Origin of the sequence: Brachybacterium sp. GPGPB12, assembly GCF_038396325.1 — a bacterium.
Classification (GTDB): domain Bacteria; phylum Actinomycetota; class Actinomycetes; order Actinomycetales; family Dermabacteraceae; genus Brachybacterium; species Brachybacterium conglomeratum.
Genome location: NZ_CP149573.1, coordinates 712,689 through 729,460, shown reverse-complemented (window position 1 = coordinate 729,460; position 16,772 = coordinate 712,689). Strand labels below are relative to the sequence as shown.

Below are 16,772 nucleotides of genomic sequence, written 5' to 3'. Positions count from 1 at the left end.
GGCCGGTCGGCGATGATCTCGCCAGGCGCCCCGAAGACGCGCCGCAAAGCATCGAACGCAGGTTCTGGAAAGAGATAGCGACGGGACGCTCCTCGGAGGACGCGCCGGGAAGGTGGGCGTGTCTGCGACCGTCGGGGCACGCTGGTTCCGACAAGGTGGCGGCATGAGGACGATCGAACTCACCGAGCCTGGCGGACGTTATCTGTCGTTTCCTGAGCGGGAGGAGATCGCTGTCCTGCACGCTCAGCAGGTGGGCGTGCGCGAGATCGCGCGCAGGATCAACCGCGACCCGGCCACGATCTCGCGCGAGTCGCGTCGAAACGCCGCTACCCGCGGCGGGAAGCTGGAGTACCGGGCCTCGGTCGCGCAGTGGAAGGCGGAGCTGATGGCGCGGAGGCCGAAGACCGCGAAGCTGGTCGCGAACCCGAAACTACGGAACTACGTCCAGGACCGGCTCAGCGGCGATGTGTGCCATCCAGATGGGTCGATCGTGGCCGGGCCGGACGTACCGGCGTGGAAGGGCAGGTCGAAGCCACGCCGGGCCGACCGGCGGTGGGTCACGGCGTGGAGTCCGGAGCAGATCTCACACCGGCTTGAGATCGACTACCCCGAGGATGAGTCCATGCGTATCAGTCACGAGGCGATCTACCAGTCCCTGTTCATCGAGGGCCGGGGCGCGCTCAAGCGAGAACTGGTCGCCTGCCTGCGCACCGGCCGATCTCTGCGGGCGCCCCGAGCCCGGTCGAAGAACAAGCCTCAAGGGCACGTGACCGAGGATGTGGTCCTCAGTGAACGCCCCGCCGAAGCCGCTGACCGCGCCGTGCCAGGACACTGGGAAGGTGACCTGATCATCGGCACGAACCGGTCCGCGATCGGTACCGTCATTGAGCGCAAGAGCCGAGCCACGTTGCTGGTGCACCTGCCTCGGCTGGACGGCTACGGGCAGACACCGCGGGTCAAGAACGGTCCCGCCCTGGCCGGCTACGGCGCTGTGGCGATGAACGCTGCTTTGACTGCCTCGATGACGACCCTGCCGCAGCAGTTGCGCAAGACGCTGACCTGGGACCGCGGCAAGGAGCTGTCTGGGCATGCGCAGTTCACTGTGGAGACGGGCACGAAGGTGTTCTTCGCCGATCCCCACTCGCCGTGGCAGAGGCCCACGAACGAGAACACGAACGGGTCGCTACGTCAGTACTTCCCGAAGGGTACCGATCTCTCACGCTGGACTGTGCAGGACCTCGAAGCGGTCGCGCTGGCAGTCAACAATCGTCCCCGGAAGGTCCTCGGCTGGAAGTCTCCAGCTGAGGTGTTCGCCGAGCGACTACAGTCACTCGAGCAAGAGGGTGTTGCATCCACCGATTGAATCCACCCAGTACGCCGCCATTCGACTGACCGAGCACCTCGCCCTCGAGGGCATCGCCCCGTCGATCGGGACTGTCGGCGACGCCTTGGACAACGCGCTGATGGAGACGATCAACGGGCTCTACAAGACCGAGTGCATCCGCACCACCGTCTTCCACGCCGGCCCCTACCGGAACCTCGCGGACGTCGAGTTCGCGACCGCCGGCTGGGTCGACTGGTACAATAACCGCCGCCTCCACGGCTCCCTCGGGATGCTCACCCCGATAGAGTTCGAGACGCCGCACAACGAGGCCCTCACCCGAGAGCCCGCACCCACAAAGTAGCGGCAGAGAACCTGGGCCGATTCAATCTTCTTCGGCATGCTGTCCATCCTCTCGGACTCAAACAGCGGCGGCATCAAACCTGGGCCGATTCAGTTTCTTCTGTGCTGGGGCTGTGTCAGGTGCTGGACCGGGTGTAGGCGGCGGCGCGCACCACATCTTCGTCCTCCAGTCCAGCTCCTAGTGCTCCGCCCACGGTGGCCAGGCTGGCGGTGAGCCAGCTGATCTTCGCGTAGTCCAAAGCGTTCACTGGGTGACCGGCGACATCGGCCAGTACCTGCTCGTCGATGAGCAGCAGCGCGCCGGCCCAGGACAGGATGAATAAGACGAGGTAGAACACCACAACCCCGATGGCCACGGTCGCGGTGGTGGCCAAATTGAACAGGATCACCTGCTCACGTTGGGCTCGCCGCCGTGGGCGCTCCCACAAGCCGGCTCCCAGGACCAGGGTGGCACTCACCGCCCCGATCGCCATCACCGCCAGCAGGGCCAGGCGCACCGGCCCGTAGTCCATGGCCAGTACCCATAGGTCCGAGGCCACCAATGTCAGCATGCCGGTGGCCGCCGCCACGACCATCGCCCGGGAGAGCCGGGCCACGAAGGCCCAAGGCTGGTTGGCGCGGATCATGCCCAGCAGCAACCGCACGTTGCCGCTCAGCACTCGGGCCGTGAACTGCACGACGTTGTCGTCCGGGCGTTCGTCGAGATCGGTGGACAGCTGGTGGGCTCTTCGAGCAAGATCCCGCTGGGCGTTGCGGTCTTCGGCGTTGATGACGCTCGCTGAAATTCCCCAGTTGTGCTCACCGAAATTCCCCAGTCTGGGTCGCTCCGTCGCATGAGGCGGGCCTCCCTGGATGCTGGTGGTCTCTGACCACTCACCAGCCTTCCAGGGAGGCCCAACGCTCATGCTCTCAGAGAGGAGCAGCCGTGGACATCCACGCTCTGCACCGGCAGGGAATCACGATCAGCGAGATCGCCCGACGCACCGGCCACGACCGCAAGACCATCCGTTCCTACCTCCGCGGCGACCGCGAACCGGGCGTCCGCAAACCCGCCGTCCCGGACGCATTCGGGCCCTTCACCGACTACGTCACCGCCAGGCTGATCGAGGATCCTCACCTCTGGGCCGTGACGCCGCTGGACGAGCCGCGGCCGCTGGGGTTCGAGGGCTCTTACCAGTCCCTGACCCGGCAGATCCGTGACCGGTCGTTGCGGCCGGCTTGCCAGGCCTGCGCCCACGTCACGAAGCGTCCCAACGCGGTGATCGACCATCCGCCCGGGGAGGAGACTCAGTTCGACTGGCTCGAGCGCCCGACGCACCCGAGCAGTGGGCCTACCCCACGAAGCGAGCGTTCCTGCTGGTCGGCTCGCTCGCCCACTCCGGCGTCTGGCGGGCCGCGATCGCGCCCTCGATGGACCTGCCCCACCTGCTGGCCGCGATGACGACCGTGCTTTCCCTCCTCGGAGGGCTGACCAGGGTGTGGCGGTTCGATCGGATGCGGACCGTGCTGGACCCCGCCACCGGGGACCTGACCGCGATGTTCTCCGCGTTCGCGAAGCACCACGGAGTCCAGGCCGTCGCCTGCCGACCCCGCTCAGGCAACCGCAAGGGCGTGGTCGAGAAGAACAACCACACCGCCGCCCAACGCTGGTGGCGAACCCTGCCCGACGAGATCACGGCCGAGCAGGCCCAGACCTCCCTCGAACAGTTCGCGGCCCGGCAGGACGGCAGGCGCCGCGAGAGCCCGACCGGGACCACGACCGCCGCCCAGATGCGTGCTCAAGAGCGTCTCCGGCCACTACCGCCGATGGCGTTCCCGGTGGTGGTGACCGAACACCGGACTGTCTCGCGGCAAGCGCTGATCCACTGGCGCGGCAACCGATACTCCGTCCCACCCGAACTCGCGATGGCCACGGTCAATGTTCACCAGCACCTCGGCAAGGACCACATCGAGATCACCACCACCTCCGGCGCTGCGGTTGCTCGTCACCGCCTGGCCGAGCCCGGTCTGGGCATCACCCAGCGCACCGATCAGCACGTCACCGCGCTGGAGACCATCGCGCTGGCCTCGGCCCCGCCGGGACGGCCCCACCGCCGTAAGGAACGCATCCCACCCGGTGCTGCGGCGCTGGCCGCTGCCCAGGTCTTGACCGGGCCGCCGGCCCCGAACGCCACCGTGATCGACCTGGCCGCCTATGAGCAGGCCGCGAAGAACAGGAACACCCTGACATGACCACCACACCCACTACCGCGACCGTCTATCAGCGGCTCAAGGGCCACCTGGACGAGCTGAAGCTCGCCGACGCCGCCGAAGCCCTCCCCGGCATCCTGGACCAAGCCCAGGCCGAAGACTGGACCCTCACCCACGCCCTGGAGCAGCTACTGGCGATCGAGGTGAGCGCCACCGAGAAACGTCGCCTCGCGGGCCGGTTCCGGTTCGCGAACCTGCCCACCGGAGCGACGCTGAGCAACTTCGACCACGACGCCGCCTCCGGCATCGACCCCAACCTCCTCGCAGAGATCGGGACCTGCCGGTTCCTGGAGAACGCGACGAACGTCTTGCTCATCGGCCCGCCCGGCGTGGGTAAAACCCACATCGCCACCGGCCTCGGCCACGCCGCGGTCAATGCTGGCTATCGGGTCTACTTCACCTCCGCCGCTGACCTCGCCGCCCGCCGCCACCGCGCCGCGATCGAGGGCAAATGGTCCACGATGATGCGGTTCTTCGCCGGCCCCACCCTGCTGATCATCGACGAGCTCGGCTATCTGCCACTGCCGGCCGAAGCGGCATCAGCACTGTTCCAAGTCATCAACCAGCGCTACCTGAAGACCTCGATCGTGATCACCACGAACAGGCCCGTGGGGGCCTGGGGAGAGATCCTCGGCGACACCACCGTCGCCGCCGCGATGCTCGATCGGCTTCTCCACCGCTCCGTCGTGGTGACCCTCGACGGCGCCTCCTACAGGCTCCGTCACCACGCCACCGCCGCCGAAGAAATCCGCCGCGCCACCACCGGCACCAACCTCCGCTAACCTAACCCCGCGACCCTGGGGAACTTCACCGAGCAACTCTGGGGAAAATCGATGAGCGCCATCAGCGTCGTAGCCCAGGAGCCGCCCGACCACGTGCACGGTGGTCTCTTGCGCCTTCTGCCGCACGTGCACGGCTCCCAGGGTTGGGACGGAGACCAGTCCTACCCCGTGCACGGGGCTGAGCTGGGCGAGCACCGGACGTCGGCCGGTCTTCAGGGGGATCTCGGTGAGCACCACGGCCAAATCCCAGTTCTCCTCCAGCACGTGGTTTCGGGCCGCCTCCAGCAGGTCCAAGGTCTCGGTGGGTGGATCGACCAGCCGGTCTTCGGCCATCTTCAGTTGCCAGCGCACTCCCGGATACCGCTGCACCAAAATCTTGCGCACCGAGGTGGTGACCTCGGGGCCGAGCACCGCACTCAGGGATGGTGAGACCACCAGGCCGATGAGCGACTCGGCATCGGAAAGGGGTTCGGCAGGATCGGCGGTGGATCGGCAACGCTCAGCAGTCATCGCTCCATGATGAGGCAACCACGGGCCGGATTGCCACTGGCTCGATGGAGCCCCCAAGGTTTCGTGCGAGCACCGCGGGCCGGATTCGGTGGTCGCCTCGATCCCGGAAAGAGCGGTCTTGCTCACTGCGAAATCCTCTCCCCGCCGACGCCGCCAGCGCGAAGACATCACAGTCAGCGGGCCCGGGACCTGCCGGTGTCGAGGACGGCTTCTCGATGATGCTGCAATGACGGATCGGTTGAAGTGCTTCGGCGGTGTGGGACCAGTGATCAGCGTGGGGCCGGTCGATTCCGTTCGGACAGGTGATGCATCGACTGCCCAGCGGCAGGTGCGGTACTGATGCGGGGGTACCCGGTGCAGGGGTGTCAAGGCCCAGCTCCGAAGACGGCAAGTCGGGCACGTGAAAGGGGCTCTTCGCAGTTGAGGGGGTAGTCTCGGGGCAGTTGAGTCCCCGATAGTGGTGTAGCGCGGTGGCCGCCGTGATCGTCTCGGACGTGTGCGCGGCCACCGTGTGATCCTTCGAGTCAACCTTCCACAGAATCCTCGAACGGAGTCATCACGATGACCGCTCCCCGCATTGTCGACCCTTCCGGCCTGCTCGGTGAAGCCCTGGCCGAAGCATCCCCGGATCTGATGCGCGACCTGCTCCAAGACGTGATCAACGCACTGCTCTCCGCGGACGCGGACGCTGTTGCCGGCGCGGAGTACGGTCGGCCCAGCGACTGATGTCAGCGAGTAGCCGCCGCTATGAGCTTTTGAACTGTGGTTTTACCCATGTCAGCTCCCACTAGCCACTATACTTACCGGCGACGCAGAAGGTCGTAGGTTCGAATCCTGTCGCGGGCACCGAGTTCCGAGCCGCGTCCCCGATCGGGGACGCGGCTCGAGTCGTCCCGGGTGCTCAGCCCTGCTCGCCGCGCGGCTCCCGCAGACGCTGCAGCACCTCGCGCGCCGCGGTGGTGTCCGCGATGCGCAGGGCCGCCGCGGTGTCGCCGCCGCCCACCTTCAGCGTGACGTCCTGCTCCTCGGCCGAGGCGAAGACGGACTCGTCGGTCACGTCGTCGCCGAGGTAGAGCCACGCGTCGGAGGCGCTGGCCCGGGCGAGCGCGTCGACGGCGACGCCCTTGGACGTGTGCACCACCGAGAACTCCACGACCTCCTTGCCGGGGGTGACGGTCACGTCCGGCAGGGTGGTGGCGTACTCGAGCGCGGACTCCGTGGCGTTGATGCCGCCTCGGCCCCGGGCGTTGCGGGTGTGGAGGACCGCGGCGGTCGGCTTGGTCTCGACCTCCGTGCCGGGATGGGCGCGCGAGATGCGTCGCAGCTCCGCCGTGATCGTCGCGAGCGGCTCCTCCTTCTCCGGTGTCATGGACAGCGCGGAGCGGTCCAGCACCTCGGCCTGCATCCACGGCGGCAGTGCACCGACCTCGGCGCCGTGCGAGCCGACGAGCACCACGGAGCTCGGCATCTGCGTGTGCCGGTCCAGATCCTCCAGTGCGCGGCCTGAGACGAGCGCCACCGCGACGCCGGGCATCTCGGCCAGGTCCCGCGGCGCGCCGAGCGCCTCGGCATCGGGCTGGACGGCGTCGCGGTCCTCGACGATCGGGGCGAGCACACCGTCGAAGTCCGAGGCGATCAGCAGGCGCGGAACGTCGGCGAAGGCGCGCGCGCCTCGTCGATCTCCTCGGGCGCGCTGGGCTCGTCGCCGCGCGACCTCACGACGCGCACCGCGGCCTGTGCTTCACGCCCGGCGTGCTCGAGGTGCTCGAGGAAGTCGTGCGCCCAGGACTGCACGTCGTTCTCCATCACCTGGTGGCGCAGGGAGCGCATCGCCTCCTCCTGCTCCTCCTCGGGCATCGCCAGGGCGCGCAGGATCGCGGACTTCAGCTCGTCGATGTCATGGGGGTTCACCAGCACGGCCGCCCGCGGCTCGTCGGCCGCGCCCGCGAACTCGCTGAGCACGAGCACGCCGTGGAGGTCCGGGCGGGAGGCGACGTACTCCTTGGCGACGAGGTTCATCCCGTCACGCGGCGCGGTCACCAGCACCACGTCCGCGGCCATGTACATCGCGGTCATCTCGCGCCGGTCGAAGGAATGGTGCTGGTAGGAGACGGCAGGCCGGCCCAGCGGCGCGTGCTCGCCGTTGATGCGGCCGACGGTGAGCTCGACCTCGTCGCGCAGGCGCCGGTAGGCCTCGACCCTCTCGCGGGACGGGGTGGCGACCTGGATCATCACCGTGTCGTGCGGGTCGATGGACCCGTCGTCCAGGAGCTCGCCCCAGGCCTTCAGACGGTGTCGGATGCCCTTGGTGTAGTCCAGGCGGTCCACCCCGAGCACGATCTTGTCGGGATCGCCGAGGTCGTGCCGCAGGCGCGCGGCCCGCTCCCGGATCTCGGGATCCTCGGTGAGCGCGGAGACGGCGGCGGAGTCGATCGAGATCGGGAAGGTGCGCGCCTCGACCTCGCGCCGCGGCGCCGCGCCGAGGCCGGGCACCGAGATCGTGGTGCCCTCCACGTGGTAGCCCAGCGGCTTCCGCACCGCGGCGACGAAGTTCAGGGTGTCGCTCTCGCGCTGGAAGCCGAGCAGGTCCGCGCCGAGCGACCCGCGCAGGATCGAGTTGCGCTTGGGCGGCTGGGAGAACAGCTCCACGGAGGGGAAGGGGATGTGGTTGAAGAACCCGATCCGCACGTCGGGCCGCTTCTCCCGGATCAGCCGGGGGACGAGCCGCAGCTGGTAGTCGTGCACCCAGATCGTGCCGCCGCGGGCGGCGACCGGTGCGGCCGCCTCGGCGAAGCGCTGATTGGCCGAGAGGTACGAGTCCCACCAGGTGCGGTGGAAGACGGGGTCGACGATCACGTCGTGGTACAGCGGCCAGAGCGTGGCGTTGGAGTAGCCCTCGTAGTAGCGCTCGACGTCCTCCTGCTCGAGCCGCACCGGGTACAGGCTCATCCCGTCGGCCTCGAAGGGGTCCGGCGCCTCGCCGGGCGCTCCGGCCCAGCCGACCCAGGCGCCGGAGTCGACGGTGCGCATCACCGACTCCATCGCGGTGACGAGGCCGCCGGGGCTGGTGACCCATTCGGTGGCGCCGTCGGGGAGGGTGCGGGAATCGACGGGCAGGCGGTTGGCGACGACGACGAGCTCGTGGCCGGGGAGTGGTCGGGGACGGGCGTGGTGGACACCGTGACTCCTTCGCTGGGTTCGGGGCTGGGCGAGGAGCGCATGCGTCGGGCGTCCGAGGACGGGCCGTGGCGGCTCCCGCGCCGACACGGTGAGCCTATCAAGTGCGATCCCTCACGCGCGGCAGAGCTGTATGGGGGCACGACGCTCTCACCAGGACACTCGCCGCTGCGCCCGGTCTCCTCCGGACCTGCGAGGACGACGCCGACCGGGCGGTGGCCCGCCGCCGGCGCCACCGCCGGCGGACCCTGGCGAGGTGTTCGCGGAGCGGACCTCCGCGCCGGGCCGCGCCCGTCCCTCGTACGATCCCAGGGCGCCGCCGGCGCGACCTCTTCCCCCGGAGACCAGCGAGGACCAGGAGCCCCCATGCGCGCCCACGAAGCCGGTGCCCTCCACGGCAACGACGCGGCCCCCACGTGGTCGCCCTACCCCAGCGACGTCAACACCCTGATCGACGGCCTGTGGTCCCGCACCACCCGCCGCACCGAGGACGGCGCGGTCGAGGTGGGCGGGGTGAGCGTCGCCCGGATCGCCGAGGAGGTCGGCACTCCCGCCTTCGTGCTCGACGAGGACGACTTCCGTCACCGGGCGCGCGCCTTCCGCGACGCCTTCGCCGAGGCCTTCCGCCCCCTCGCCGGGGCCGACGTCTACTACGCGGGCAAGGCCTTCCTGTGCGGCGCTGTCGCCCGCTGGGTCGAGGAGGACGGACTGGGGCTGGACGTGTGCACCGGCGGCGAGCTCGCCGTCGCCCTGCGCGCCGGCTTCCCCGGCGAGCGGATCGCGGCCGCACGGCAACAACAAGTCCCTCGCCGAGATCCGCCGCGCCCTCGAGGCGGGGGTGGGCCGGATCGTCGTGGACTCCCTGGACGAGATCGACCTGGTCGACGCCGTCGCCGCCGAGCTCGGTCTGCGCGCCGCCGTGATGTCGCGGGTGACCACGGGCGTGGAGGCGCACACGCACGAGTTCATCGCCACCGCCCACGAGGACCAGAAGTTCGGGCTCTCCCTCACCGGCGGCACGGCCTTCGAGGCCGTGCGCCGGGTCCTGGCCGCCGAGCACCTCGACCTCGTCGGCCTGCACTCCCACATCGGCTCCCAGATCTTCGACACGGGCGGCTTCGAGGTCGCGGCCCGGCGCGTGCTGGACCTGGTCGCGCAGGTGCGCGACGAGCTCGACCACACGATCACCCAGCTCGACCTGGGCGGCGGCTTCGGCGTCATGTACAACACCCAGCACACGCCCTCGACCCCGGAGGCCCTCGCCAGCGGGATCGCGGGGATCGTGGAGAAGCAGTGCCACGAGCTCGAGCTCGAGGTACCCCACGTCTCCTTCGAGCCCGGCCGCGCGATCGCCGGCCCCTCCACGCAGACGCTCTACACCGTCGGCACCGTCAAGGACGTGCGCCTGGGCGGCCCCCACCACCGCGTCTACGTCTCCGTCGACGGCGGCATGAGCGACAACGTCCGCACCGCCCTGTACGACGCGGACTACTCCTGCCTGCTCTCGGGCCGCATCTCCGAGGAGCGACCCGTGGTGGTGCGCGTGGTCGGCAAGCACTGCGAGAGCGGCGACATCGTGGTCAAGGACGAGTACCTCCCCGCCGACGTGCGACGCGGCGACCTGGTCTCCGTCCCGGTCACGGGCGCGTACTGCTACTCGCTCGCCTCGAACTACAACCACGTCCCGCGACCGCCCGTGATCGCGGTGAAGGACGGGGAGATCCGCACCCTGATCCGTCGTGAGACGGAGGAGGACCTGCTCGGCCTCGACGTCGGCTGAGCCCGCCCCTCCCGCGACCCGCACGGCCCGGCCGTCCCGCCCCGACCAGGACGCACGCGTTCAGACGCGGTCACGCGGGCGCGGCCACCTCGGCTACAGTGCACACGCCCGCCCCTCCCGCCCGTCGGCCCCTGTGGAAGGACCCTTCGCAGATGTCACAGACCGTCCCGCGGCCTCCGGCGAGCCCGGACAGCTCCTCCTCCCCCGCCCTGCGCGTGGCCGTGCTCGGCGCGGGCACGGTCGGCACCGAGGTCTCGCGCCTGATCGCGCAAAGGGGGACGAGCTCGCCCATCGCATCGGCGCCCGCCTCGAGGTCATCGGGGTGGCCGTGCGCGACCGGACCAGGGACCGCGGCGCGCACGTGCCCGCCGCGCCGCTCACCGACGACCCCGGCGCCCTGGTGCGCGAGGCCGACCTCGTGATCGAGGTGATGGGCGGCATCGATCCCGCCCGCGCCCTGCTTGCTGGAGGCGATGGAGCACGGCGCGAGCGTGATCACCGCGAACAAGGCGCTTCTCGCCCAGGACGGCGCCTCCTCTCTACGAGGCCGCGGACGTGCACGGCGTGGACCTCTCCTTCGAGGCCGCCGTCGCCGGTGCCATCCCGCTGGTCCGTCCGGTGCGGGAGTCCCTCGCCGGGGACCAGATCCAGCGCGTGATGGGCATCGTCAACGGCACCACGAACTTCATCCTCGACGCCATGACCCGCACCGGCGCCGACTTCGACGACGCGCTCGCGAGCGCGCAGGAGCTCGGCTACGCCGAGGCCGATCCGACGGCCGACGTCGAGGGCCACGACGCCGCGGCGAAAGCGTCGATTCTTGCGTCGCTGGCCTTCCACTCCCGGGTGCGCCTGGCCGACGTGCACTGCGAGGGCATCACGGCCGTCTCCGCGCAGGACATCGCCGCCGCCGGGCGGATGGGCCGCACGATCAAGGCGCTGTCGATCGTCGAGCGGGTCGAGGAGGAGAACGGGGAGCGGATCTCCGCCCGCGTCTACCCGGCGCTGATCCCCGACTCCCACCCGCTGGCCTCCGTCTCCGAGGCGTACAACGCGGTGTTCATCGAGGCCGAGGCGGCCGGCTCCCTGATGTTCTACGGCCAGGGCGCCGGCGGGGCGCCGACCGCCTCCGCGATCCTCGGCGACGTCGTCTCCGCGGCGCGCTCCCGCGTGCACGGGGGAGTGGGGCCGCGCGAGTCCCGCTACGCGGAGCTCGAGTCGATCCCGCTCGAGGAGCCGCGCGCGGCGCCTTCTACATCTCGCTGACCGTGCAGGACCGTCCCGGCGTGCTCGCGGAGATCGCCGGGACGCTCTCGGGCTACGGCATCTCGATCTCGACGATCCACCAGGAGCTTCTCCACTCGCGGGAGGAGGGCTCCCAGTCCCTCGCCCACATCGGGATCAGCACCCACCGGGCGCTCGAGAGCGCGATGACCGCGTCGCTGGACATGTTCTCCTCGACCGCGACCGTGCTCAGCATCGACTCCGTCCTCCGCATCGAAGGAGATTGACCCCATGGCCCATCAGTGGCGCGGCGTCCTCGCCGAGTACCGCGAGCACCTGCCCTTCGAGGAGGGTGACACCCTGCTGACCCTCGGGGAGGGCGGCACCCCGCTGGTCCCCGCCCCTGCGCTCTCCGAGCGCGTCGGCGCCGAGGTGCACGTGAAGGTCGAGGGCATGAACCCGACCGGCTCCTTCAAGGACCGCGGCATGGTCTCGGCGATGTCGCGGGCGGTCAGCGACGGCGCGACCGCAGTGGTGTGCGCGTCGACCGGCAACACCTCCGCCTCCGCCGCGGCCTACGCGACCGCGGCCGGCATCACCTGCGCGGTGCTGATCCCGCAAGGCAAGATCGCCGCGGGCAAGCTCGCCCAGGCCGTGGTGCACGGCGCGAAGCTGATCCAGGTCGACGGCAACTTCGACGACTGCCTCGAGATCGCCCGCAAGCTCGATGCGGAGCACCCGATCGAGCTGGTGAACTCCGTGAACCCCTTCCGGCCGCAGGGGCAGAAGACCGCCGCCTTCGAGGTCGCCGACGCCCTGGGCCGCGCCCCCGACATCCACGTCCTGCCCGTCGGCAACGCCGGGAACATCTCCGCCTACTGGATGGGCTACAAGGAGTACCGCGAGAAGGGGATCACCGACTCGGCTGCCGGCGATGTGGGGCTTCCAGGCCGCGGGCGCCGCCCCCTTCGTCGCCGGACACCCGATCACCGACCCCGAGACGATCGCGACCGCGATCCGCATCGGCGCCCCCGCCTCCTGGCACCTGGCCGTCGAGGCCCGAGACGACTCCGGCGGCCTGATCGACGCGGTCTCCGACCAGCAGATCCTCGACGCCCAGAAGCCGCTCGCCGCCGAGGTGGGGATCTTCGTGGAGCCGGCCTCCGCCGCGGGCGTGGCCGGGCCGCTGCAGCAGGCCGAGCGCGGGCAGGTGCCCGCCGGTGCGACGATCGCGATCACCGTGACCGGCAACGGCCTGAAGGACACCGACACCGCCCTCACCCAGCACGACCTCACCCCGACGGTGGTGCCGGTGGACATCGCAGCGGCCGCGGAGGCCATCGGGCTGTGAGGATCCAGCACACGCAGGTGGCCGTGCAGGTCCCCGCGACCTCCGCGAACCTCGGCCCGGGCTTCGACACCCTGGGCCTGGCGCTGGACCTGTGCGACGAGCTGAGCGTCCGGGCGACCACCGGCGGTCTCGAGATCACCGTCGACGGAGAGGGTGCGGGCTCCGTGCCCCATGGCGAGGAGCACCTGGTGGTGCGGGCCCTGCGACGCGGCCTCGACCACGCCGGGGCTCCCCAGAGCGGGCTGGCACTGCACGCCGTGAACCGGATCCCGCACGGCCGCGGGCTGGGCTCGAGCGCCGCGGCGACCGTGGCAGGGCTCCTGCTCGCCCGCGGGATGGTCTCGGAGCCGGAGGCGCTCGACGACGAGACGGTGCTCCAGCTCGCCACCGAGTTCGAGGGCCATCCCGACAACGCCGCGCCCGCGCCGCTGGGCGGGCCGGTGCTCTCCTGGATGCAGGGCCCTCTCGCGCGGGCGGTGCCGCTGCGCCACGCCGCGGACGTCTTGCGCCCCGTGGTGCTGCTGCCCACCGCGACGCTGTCCACCCACCGGGCGCGGGGCCTGCTGCCCGCGGAGGTGCCGCACGCCGACGCCGTGTTCAACGCCTCGCGGGCCGCGCCGCTGGTCCACGCCCTGGCCGGGTCGCCGGAGCCGCTGATGGAGGCGACCGAGGACCGGCTCCACCAGGAGCGACGCGCCCCCGGCATGCCCGAGAGCGTCGAGCTGATGCGGGTCTTTGCGCCAGGAGGGCCACCCCGCGGTGATCTCGGGCGCCGGCCCCTCCGTGCTCGTGATGGCGGGCGACCGACGTGAGCTCGCCCCGCTGGTGCGCCGCTTCGTCCGCGACCCCGCGGGCTGGCGGATCGCCGAGGTGGCGGCGCGTGAGCGACCCTCGGCCCCTGTGGTAGGTTGACCCTGCGTCCAGGCGACATCGCACGACGCTGATCCCTGCACCATGGTCCCCTCAGGGGATCCTCTGCGCAGACCTCCGCGCCCCGATGTGCTCGCTGAGCTGTCTCTCCGAGCGGCGCCGCGCACGGTCCCCGCATCTCCTCGTCGATATGCCCCACGGGTCCGTTCGCCGCCCTCGACGCACCCCGAAGCACACCGGCAGGTCGGTCGCGGATGCCCCGCACCGCGGACGAGCCCCCTGCACGGACCCGCCGCCGCGCCGCCCGGGCACGTTCCCCGGCCCTGAGCGGCATCCAGACCAGACATGAACCGGCGCGGCCGGTTCGACAGGAAGGAACCCGGGTGAACGACACCACCTCCGGCGCGGACCTCGCGGCGAAGAAGCTCCCCGAGTCGCAGGCAATGGCCGCCGAGCGCGGCATCAAAGGGGCCCGGCGACTGCGCAAGGGCGAGCTGATCGAAGCGCTCCGTGGGGGAGCGGTCCCCGCCTCGACCGGCTCTTCCGCCCCTGCCCAGAGCGCCCCCGCGCCCACCGCGGAGCCCACCGCTGCGACGTCGGCCGCTTCGACGTCCGCCGCCTCGGCGCCCGCCGAGGCCGCCTCCTCCGCTCCCGAGGCCGCCGGCTCGTCCGATTCGGCCTCCGAGCGTCCCCGCACCCGCTCCCGCTCGCGCGCGACTTCCCGCGAGGCCTCCGCCCCGGAGGCGACTGCGCCCGATCTCGGCATCGACCTGCCTGAGCGCGCGCCGCGCGCGAGGACTCGGGCACGCGGCAGGGCGGCCGCGGCCGCCGCGGCGACCAGCAGGACCAGGGCGGACGCGACCAGCAGAGCCGTGATCAGCAGGGAGGCGAGCGAGAGAACCGTGAGCGAAGAGGGCCGTGAGCAGCAGGGCCGTGACCAGCAGGGCGGCCGCGACCAGCAGCAGCGCGGCGACCAGCAGCGCGCGACGGCCGGGGCCGCGACGGTCAGCAGAACCGCGACGGTCAGCAGAATCGTGACGGTCAGCAGAACCGCGGTCGGCAGAACGAGCAGGGCGGCTCCCCGCGCCGCCGCCTCGAGGACATCGAGCTTCCCGACCGGTCGGGCGAGCAGAGGACGGCCAGGGCGGCGACGGCTACGACGAGGACCGCCGCGGCCGCTCGCGCGGCCGCAGTCGCTCGCGCGATCGCAAGCGCCGTGGCCGCGGCGGCGAGCAGGGTGGTCAGGGAGGCCAGAACCAGCAGGGCGGTCAGGGCTCGCAGGACGACAGCGAGGTCCGCGAGGGCGACGAGCTGATGACCATCGCGGGCATCCTCGACATCCGCGACAACCACGCCTACGTGCGCACCACCGGCTACCTGCCCGGCCCGAGCGACGTCCACGTGACGATGAACCAGGTCCGCAAGTACGGCCTGCGCAAGGGCGATGCCGTGACCGGCCAGGTCAAGGCGCCCCGCGAGGGCGAGGAGCAAGACGTCGAGCAGGTCCAGCACCACGGCGGCGGCCGCAACCGCCGCGGCAAGGGCGGTCAGAATCAGAGCAAGTTCGCCGCGCTCGTGCAGGTCGACACCGTCAGCGGCATGCCCGTCGAGCGGGCCCGCCAGCGGGTGGACTTCTCCAAGCTCACCCCGCTGTACCCGGACGAGCGACTGCGCCTGGAGACCGCGCAGAACTCCGTCGCACCGCGGATCATCGACCTCGTCTCGCCGATCGGCAAGGGTCAGCGCGGCCTCATCGTCGCGCCCCCGAAGGCCGGCAAGACGATCATCATGCGACAGATCGCCAACGCGATCACCGCGAACAACCCCGAGGTCCACCTCATGGTCGTGCTCGTCGACGAGCGCCCCGAGGAGGTCACCGACATGCGGCGCACGGTCAAGGGCGAGGTCATCGCCTCGACCTTCGACCGCCCCGCCTCGGACCACACCATCGTCGCCGAGCTCGCGATCGAGCGCGCGAAGCGCCTGGTGGAGCTGGGCAAGGACGTCGTGGTGTTGCTGGACTCGCTCACCCGCCTCTCCCGCGCCTACAACCTCGCGGCCCCGGCCTCCGGTCGGATCCTCTCCGGCGGTGTGGACGCCTCGGCGCTGTACCCGCCCAAGCGCTTCTTCGGCGCGGCGCGCAACATCGAGCACGGCGGCTCGCTCACGATCCTCGCCTCGGCGCTGGTCGAGACCGGCTCGAAGATGGACGAGGTGATCTTCGAGGAGTTCAAGGGCACCGGCAACATGGAGTCGCGCCTGTCCCGCCACCTCGCCGACAAGCGGATCTTCCCGGCGGTGGACGTCAACGCCTCCGGCACCCGCCGCGAGGAGGTGCTGATGGGCAAGGACGAACTGTCGATCATGTGGAAGCCGCGCCGGGTCCTCGGCGCCCTCGAGCAGCAGCAGGCGCTCGAGCTGCTGCTGGAGCGGGTCAAGAAGACCCAGTCCAACACCGAGTTCCTCATGACGGTCCAGAAGAACACCCCGAGCGTGGGGGCGCGCAGCGGCGACTGATCCCGCGCCGCCACGGCCGACGGACGGGCCGGGACCCGCTGCCCTGCGCAGCGGTCCCGGCCCGTCCGTGCGTGGGAGTCGGGTCCGGGGCGCGCCGTCCCGGCGGGGACGGGCGCATCCGATCCAGGCGAGCTCCGGGGAAGCGCTTGTGACCGGTCGTCGGAGCGGCTACCGTAAGGGAAAGTGAACGTTCACGACGAGCGGGCCCTCCAGGTCGCGTCGCCGGGCGTCCACGGCCGACGACGCCCGCCCCCATCGAAGGATCCCGCCCCATGAGCACCTCCTCCACCCCGTTCCGCTGGGCCGTCCTCGGCCCCGGGGCGATCGCCCGCCGCTTCGCCTCCCAGGCCGCCCGACTCGGAGCATGGCGTCCTCGTCGCCGTCGGCGGCAGCTCGCCCGAGCGGGCCCGCGCCTTCGCGGAGGAGTTCCCGCTCGAGGGGCCCGCGCTCGTGGGCGACTACGAGCAGGTCCTCGCCAGCGACGAGGTCGACGCCGTCTACGTCTCCACCGTGCACACCGGCCACGCCCGCCTCGCCGCCGCCGCCCTCGAGGCCGGCAAGCACGTGCTCGTCGAGAAGCCGCTGACCCCGAACTCCGGCACCACCATGGCGCTGCTCGACCTCGCC

General features: G+C 70.9%; 9 protein-coding genes and 9 pseudogenes. 14 read left to right on the top strand and 4 right to left on the bottom strand.

Features of this window, described 5'->3' with window-relative positions; translation table 11 throughout:
• Window positions 1–12: 12 nt before the first annotated feature.
• Both WKH84_RS04020 and WKH84_RS04015 read left to right on the top strand, forming a co-directional pair.
• A pseudogene (locus WKH84_RS04020) lies at window positions 13–1,363 on the top strand (IS30 family transposase).
• A gap of 7 nt (window positions 1,364–1,370) precedes the next feature.
• Window positions 1,371–1,685: pseudogene (locus WKH84_RS04015) on the top strand (integrase core domain-containing protein); the annotation flags it as partial.
• Window positions 1,686–1,800: 115 nt separating this feature from the next.
• Here the strand turns inward: WKH84_RS04015 and WKH84_RS04010 are convergent.
• A pseudogene (locus WKH84_RS04010) lies at window positions 1,801–2,451 on the bottom strand (hypothetical protein); the annotation flags it as partial.
• A 158-nt stretch (window positions 2,452–2,609) separates the two neighbouring features.
• Between WKH84_RS04010 and WKH84_RS04005 the strand changes: the two are divergent.
• The 5 genes and pseudogenes from WKH84_RS04005 to WKH84_RS03985 all read left to right on the top strand — a co-directional run.
• The gene (locus tag WKH84_RS04005; RefSeq protein ID WP_341855686.1) at window positions 2,610–3,125 is read left to right on the top strand and encodes a hypothetical protein; all 516 of its coding nucleotides are present in this window, start codon (window positions 2,610–2,612) and stop codon (window positions 3,123–3,125) included.
• A complete protein-coding gene (locus WKH84_RS04000) occupies window positions 3,095–3,916 on the top strand; it encodes a hypothetical protein (protein ID WP_341855685.1) in 822 nt (273 codons plus the stop codon). The genes WKH84_RS04005 and WKH84_RS04000 overlap by 31 nt, the downstream gene beginning before the upstream one ends.
• Complete coding sequence (istB, locus tag WKH84_RS03995) at window positions 3,913–4,716, top strand: IS21-like element helper ATPase IstB (protein WP_341855684.1); 804 nt, start codon at window positions 3,913–3,915, stop codon at window positions 4,714–4,716. The genes WKH84_RS04000 and istB overlap by 4 nt, the downstream gene beginning before the upstream one ends.
• A 51-nt stretch (window positions 4,717–4,767) precedes the next feature.
• Entirely contained in the window at window positions 4,768–5,145 is a 378-nt protein-coding gene (locus WKH84_RS03990; RefSeq protein WP_341855683.1) for a hypothetical protein, read from the top strand.
• A 642-nt stretch (window positions 5,146–5,787) separates the two neighbouring features.
• Window positions 5,788–5,946 (top strand): annotated as a pseudogene (locus WKH84_RS03985) (IS256 family transposase); the annotation flags it as partial.
• A 181-nt stretch (window positions 5,947–6,127) separates the two neighbouring features.
• Here WKH84_RS03985 and otsB read toward each other — a convergent pair.
• The gene (gene otsB, locus WKH84_RS03980; RefSeq protein WP_341855682.1) at window positions 6,128–6,841 is read right to left on the bottom strand and encodes a trehalose-phosphatase; all 714 of its coding nucleotides are present in this window, start codon (window positions 6,839–6,841) and stop codon (window positions 6,128–6,130) included.
• Between the two features lie 20 nt (window positions 6,842–6,861).
• Window positions 6,862–8,493, bottom strand: a complete 1,632-nt coding sequence (locus WKH84_RS03975; protein ID WP_341855681.1) for a trehalose-6-phosphate synthase — start codon at window positions 8,491–8,493, stop codon at window positions 6,862–6,864.
• A gap of 276 nt (window positions 8,494–8,769) precedes the next feature.
• On the opposite strand from WKH84_RS03975, the pseudogene lysA reads away from it, so the two are divergent.
• The 5 genes and pseudogenes from lysA to WKH84_RS03950 form a co-directional block, all read left to right on the top strand.
• Window positions 8,770–10,183 (top strand): annotated as a pseudogene (lysA, locus tag WKH84_RS03970) (diaminopimelate decarboxylase).
• Between the two features lie 152 nt (window positions 10,184–10,335).
• Window positions 10,336–11,694 (top strand): annotated as a pseudogene (locus tag WKH84_RS03965) (homoserine dehydrogenase).
• Between the two features lie 4 nt (window positions 11,695–11,698).
• Window positions 11,699–12,758, top strand: a pseudogene (thrC, locus tag WKH84_RS03960) (threonine synthase).
• A complete protein-coding gene (thrB, locus tag WKH84_RS03955; protein WP_341855680.1) occupies window positions 12,755–13,570 on the top strand; it encodes a homoserine kinase in 816 nt (271 codons plus the stop codon). The pseudogene thrC and the gene thrB overlap by 4 nt, the downstream one beginning before the upstream one ends.
• Window positions 13,571–13,882: 312 nt before the next feature.
• Window positions 13,883–14,089: pseudogene (locus WKH84_RS03950) on the top strand (hypothetical protein); the annotation flags it as partial.
• A gap of 580 nt (window positions 14,090–14,669) precedes the next feature.
• Here the strand turns inward: WKH84_RS03950 and WKH84_RS03945 are convergent.
• The gene (locus WKH84_RS03945; protein ID WP_341855679.1) at window positions 14,670–14,981 is read right to left on the bottom strand and encodes a hypothetical protein; all 312 of its coding nucleotides are present in this window, start codon (window positions 14,979–14,981) and stop codon (window positions 14,670–14,672) included.
• On the opposite strand from WKH84_RS03945, the gene rho reads away from it, so the two are divergent.
• The gene (gene rho, locus WKH84_RS03940; RefSeq protein ID WP_341855678.1) at window positions 14,943–16,145 is read left to right on the top strand and encodes a transcription termination factor Rho; all 1,203 of its coding nucleotides are present in this window, start codon (window positions 14,943–14,945) and stop codon (window positions 16,143–16,145) included. The two genes, WKH84_RS03945 and rho, sit on opposite strands and share 39 nt — an antisense overlap.
• Window positions 16,146–16,574: 429 nt before the next feature.
• Window positions 16,575–16,736, top strand: a pseudogene (locus tag WKH84_RS03935) (Gfo/Idh/MocA family oxidoreductase); the annotation flags it as partial.
• Window positions 16,737–16,772: the final 36 nt, after the last annotated feature.

Bases quoted from the DNA above. Each gene is read 5' to 3' on its own strand.
- WKH84_RS04000 (WP_341855685.1), top strand. From the start codon at position 3,095: ATGGACCTGCCCCACCTGCTGGCCGCGATGACGACCGTGCTTTCCCTC.
- istB (WP_341855684.1), top strand. From the start codon at position 3,913: ATGACCACCACACCCACTACCGCGACCGTCTATCAGCGGCTCAAGGGC.
- WKH84_RS03990 (WP_341855683.1), top strand. From the start codon at position 4,768: ATGAGCGCCATCAGCGTCGTAGCCCAGGAGCCGCCCGACCACGTGCAC.
- rho (WP_341855678.1), top strand. From the start codon at position 14,943: ATGACCATCGCGGGCATCCTCGACATCCGCGACAACCACGCCTACGTG.